Below are 4,570 nucleotides of genomic sequence, written 5' to 3'. Positions count from 1 at the left end.
GGCCTGCTGCAGGAGACTCTGGTGGTACTCGCCACGGAATTCGGCCGCACACCGGAGATCAATCAGAACGACGGACGCGACCACCACCCCAAAGCTTTCACCTGCTTGATGGCTGGAGGCGGCATTCGGGGCGGTCAGGCCTTCGGAAAGAAGGATGAAAAGGGCTTTGAGGTCGTGGAAAACAAGGTCGGCATCCCGGATTTCAACGCCACGGTGGCCTACGCGCTGGGGATTCCGCTGGACCAGGTTCTTTATTCGCCGAGCAAGCGTCCTTTCACCGTGGCGGACAAAGGCAAGCCCATCACGGAAATCTTTGGATAAACCTCCTACTGAGGCATAACCGGAAGCGAACGGAAGTGTTCGCGGAACGATGGAGCAACCAATTTGAGGGAGTCGAGCGCGAGCCGACTCCCTCAACTTTTCTTAAAAAAGCGTGCATCGGAAGTTGACGTAAAGGGGAAGCCGAGTAGTATCCACATCCCGACAGAAAACGACGGGCTGCCGAACGGAGAGCGAACTGCAAAGTAAGTTCTTCAGATTGAAGCAGAAACGGATCTTTACACAGAACAAGGTTGGACAGTCTGCGAGAGTGGATTGTGCGCCAAAAACAGAGGTTAAACAATGCACTGCATGATACGACATGCAGTGGAAAAAGATAAAGAATAAGTCAGCGCCTCGCAAGAGGCACCAATTTTTGGAGAGTTTGATTCTGGCTCAGAACGAACGCTGGCGGCGTGGATAAGACATGCAAGTCGAACGGAATATTCTGGTAGCAATATTAGGATATTCAGTGGCGAACGGGTGCGTAACACGTGGGTAACATGCCGGGAAGAGGAGAATAGCCCAGGGAAACTTGGATTAATGCTCCATGTGGTCGCAAGACTAAAGACGGGGTAACCTGTCGCTTCCTGATTGGCCCGCGGCCTATCAGCTAGTTGGTGAGGTAACGGCTCACCAAGGCAACGACGGGTAGCTGGTCTGAGAGGATGACCAGCCACACTGGAACTGAGACACGGTCCAGACACCTACGGGTGGCAGCAGTCGAGAATCTTTCACAATGGGGGCAACCCTGATGGAGCGACGCCGCGTGGAGGATAAGGTCTTCGGATTGTAAACTCCTGTCATGCGAGAGTAAGGCTCACGCGTTAACTGCGTGTGAGATTGACAGTACCGCAAGAGGAAGAGACGGCTAACTCTGTGCCAGCAGCCGCGGTAATACAGAGGTCTCAAGCGTTGTTCGGAATTACTGGGCGTAAAGGGTGCGTAGGCTGCGCAGAAAGTCAGGTGTGAAATCCGGGAGCTCAACTTCCGAATTGCACCCGATACTCCTGTGCTAGAGGATTGGAGAGGAGCTTGGAATTCTCGGTGTAGCAGTGAAATGCGTAGAGATCGAGAGGAACACTAGTGGCGAAGGCTGGGCTCTGGACAATATCTGACGCTGAGGCACGAAGGTCAGGGGAGCAAACGGGATTAGATACCCCGGTAGTCCTGACAGTAAACGGTGCACGCTTGGTGTGGGGGGTGACCCCTTCCGTGCCGAAGCTAACGCGATAAGCGTGCCGCCTGGGAAGTACGATCGCAAGATTAAAACTCAAAGAAATTGACGGGGACCCGCACAAGCGGTGGAGTATGTGGCTTAATTCGATGCAACGCGAAGAACCTTACCTGGCCTTGACATGCATTGTGTCGTTGGTGAAAGCCAGCTAGTGTAGCAATACACGCTTTGCACAGGTGCTGCATGGCTGTCGTCAGCTCGTGTCGTGAGATGTTGGGTTAAGTCCCGCAACGAGCGCAACCCCTGTAGTCCGTTGCCACCGGTTCATTCCGAGCACTTGGACTAGACTGCCCAGATCAACTGGGAGGAAGGTGGGGATGACGTCAAGTCCGTATGGCCCTTACGGCCAGGGCTGCACACGTACTACAATGCCCAGCACAAAATGAACCGAGACCGCGAGGTGGAGGAAATCGAAAAAGCTGGGCTCAGTTCAGATTGCAGGCTGCAACTCGCCTGCATGAAGTTGGAATCGCTAGTAATGGTACATCAGCTACGGTACCGTGAATACGTTCCCGGGTCTTGTACACACCGCCCGTCACATCATGGAAGCTGGCTTCGCCCAAAGATCGTGCGCCAACCGCAAGGAGGCATCGGTTTAAGGCAAGGCTGGTAACTGGGATGAAGTCGTAACAAGGTAGCCGTAGGGGAACCTGCGGCTGGATCACCTCCTTTCTATAGGAAGTACTAAATAGATCCATTGGGTGTACGGTCTGCAGTGCATTGTTTAGCCTCTGAAATAAAAGTTCTGTGTGAATTCAGCCTCACGAAACGGGGGTATAGCTCAGTTGGTAGAGCGCCAGCTTTGCAAGCTGGATGTCAGGGGTTCGAATCCCCTTGCCTCCAGTGAAGTGAAGCGAGAGCGACCTGCGGGCCTGTAGCTCAGTTGGTTAGAGCACCGCCTTGATAAGGCGGGGGTCATAGGTTCGAGTCCTATCAGGCCCACCACTCTTTACCGCTGGTAGAAATCCGGAAGGTTCTTTGAAAACTGCACACAAACTGAATAATGATCAGTGACGCTCGGGTGAAAGCCCGGGCAAGATGCAAACAAATTCAATGACTGATTAAAAATAATTAAGGCACATAGTGGATGTCTTGGTATCAACAGGCGATGAAGGACGCGCAAGGCTGCGATAAGCCCCGGATAGCTGCCGTGAAGCTCACCCGGGGATCTCCGAATGGGATAACCCACTGTAGTAAACTGCAGTATCTCATATGCTCCGCATATGAGAAGCGACACCTGGGGAAGTGAAACATCTCAGTACCCAGAGGAAAAGAAAGCGAAAGCGATTCCGTAAGTAGTGGCGAACGAACGCGGAACAGCCCAAACCGGGGGCTTTGCTCCCGGGGTTGTAGGACTCCGATATTCTGACAATAGGCTAGGTGAAGCTTCAGGAAAGCTGCTCCATAGAGGGTGACAGACCCGTAACCGAAAGCCGACGATAGGATAGGAACTCCTGAGTAATGCGATACACGTGAAACTTCGCATGAATCTGCGCCGACCACGGCGTAAGGCTAAATACTCGTTGATGACCGATAGTGAACAAGTACCGCGAGGGAAAGATGAAAAGAACCGCTGTGAGCGGAGTGAAATAGTCCCTGAAACCATGTGCCAACAAGGTGTCAGAGCCGGCTTGTCCGGTGATGGCGTGCCTTTTGCTTAATGAGTCTGCGAGTTGGTTGTTGTTGCAAGTGTAAGCCTTTAAGGGGCATACGCGCAGCGAAAGCGAGTCTTAACCGGCGCCCAAGCAGCAGCAGCCAAACCCGAAGCGGTGGTGATCTACCCTTGACCAGGCAGAAGCGTTGGTAAAACAACGTGAAAGGCCGAACCGGTGAATCTTGAGAAATTCTCGGATGAGTTGAGGGTAGGAGTGAAAGGCTAATCAAACCCCGTAATAGCTGGTTCTCCTCGAAATGTATTTAGGTGCAGCGTCACGTGCTGAGCTAGGGGGGTAGAGCACTGAATGAGCTAGGGGGATATTTTTCCTACCAACCTCAATCAAACTCCGAATACCCTTGTGAGAAGCGTGGCAGTAAGACAGTGGGGGATAAGCTTCATTGTCGAAAGGGAAACAACCCAGCCCAGCAGCTAAGGTGCCCAAACAACGCTCAGTGGAAAGGAAGTAAAATCTCAATGACAGTGAGGATGTTGGCTTAGAAGCAGCCATCATTTAAACAGTGCGTAATAGCTGGCTCATCGAGAGATTTTGCGCCGAAAATGATTGGCGATAAGCGTTGTACCGAAGCTCTGGATGCAGCAGTTTTACTGCTGTTTGGTAGAGGAGCATTCTGGCGGCAGCGAAGTCCGAAGGTAACTGACGATGGAGCCTCCAGAAGAGAGGATGCAGACATAAGTAACGATAAGGCTGGTTAAATACCAGTCCGCCATAAACCCAAGGTTTCCTGGGCAACGATTTTCGCCCCAGGGTTAGCCGGGTCCTAAGCTAAGGCGTGATGTCTACGCGATGGATAACAGGTTAATATTCCTGTGCTAGTGTGATTAAGTACTGTTGTTGCGGGAGGTGGTCTTAGCAGACCTTATTGACTTGGCAGGGAGGGCTTCGGCCTGACCGCGCTAGGGACGCCACTCGCCAAGAAAAGCGACAGATCGTTTCCACATTACCCGTACCGCAAACCGACTCAGGTGGGTGAGCGAAACACGCTCAGGCGCAAGAGTGAACCCTCGTTAAGGAACTCTGCAATCTAGTCCCGTAACTTAGGGAGAAGGGATGCCCCGCAAGGGGTCGCAGTAAATTGGGTCAACCGACTGTTTATCAAAAACACAGCATTGTGCTAAGACGAAAGTCTACGTATACGATGTGACACGTGACCAATGCGGAAAGATTAAGGCAAGGGGTTAGCCGCAAGGCGAAGCTCTGAACCCAAGTCCCCGTGAATGTCGGCCGTAACTATAACGGTCCTAAGGTAGCGAAATTCCTTGTCGGGTAAGTTCCGACCTGCACGAATCGTGTAACGAGTTGACCGCTGTCTCAACGAGGGGCTCAGTGAATTTGTAGT

The 4,570-nt window shown here is 52.4% G+C and carries 1 protein-coding gene, 2 tRNA genes and 2 rRNA genes; all 5 read left to right on the top strand.

What is annotated here, in order from left to right; translation table 11 throughout:
- On the top strand, positions 1-321 hold a 321-nt coding region (locus VLA04_00240), incomplete at its 5' end, for a DUF1501 domain-containing protein (GenBank protein ID HSI20133.1).
- A 370-nt stretch (positions 322-691) separates the two neighbouring features.
- Positions 692-2,227, top strand: a 16S ribosomal RNA gene (locus tag VLA04_00235).
- Positions 2,228-2,325: 98 nt separating this feature from the next.
- Positions 2,326-2,398: transfer RNA gene (locus tag VLA04_00230), tRNA-Ala, on the top strand.
- Positions 2,399-2,423: 25 nt separating this feature from the next.
- Positions 2,424-2,500, top strand: a tRNA-Ile gene (locus VLA04_00225).
- 115 nt (positions 2,501-2,615) lie between these two features.
- Positions 2,616-4,570: ribosomal RNA gene (locus VLA04_00220) — 23S ribosomal RNA — on the top strand; the annotation flags it as partial.

It is taken from the genome of Verrucomicrobiia bacterium (genome assembly GCA_035460805.1).
GTDB lineage: Bacteria > Patescibacteriota > UBA1384 > CAILIB01 > CAILIB01 > DATHWI01.
Note: the sequence above shows the minus strand (reverse complement) of the source record. Positions and strands in the feature narration are given on the sequence as shown.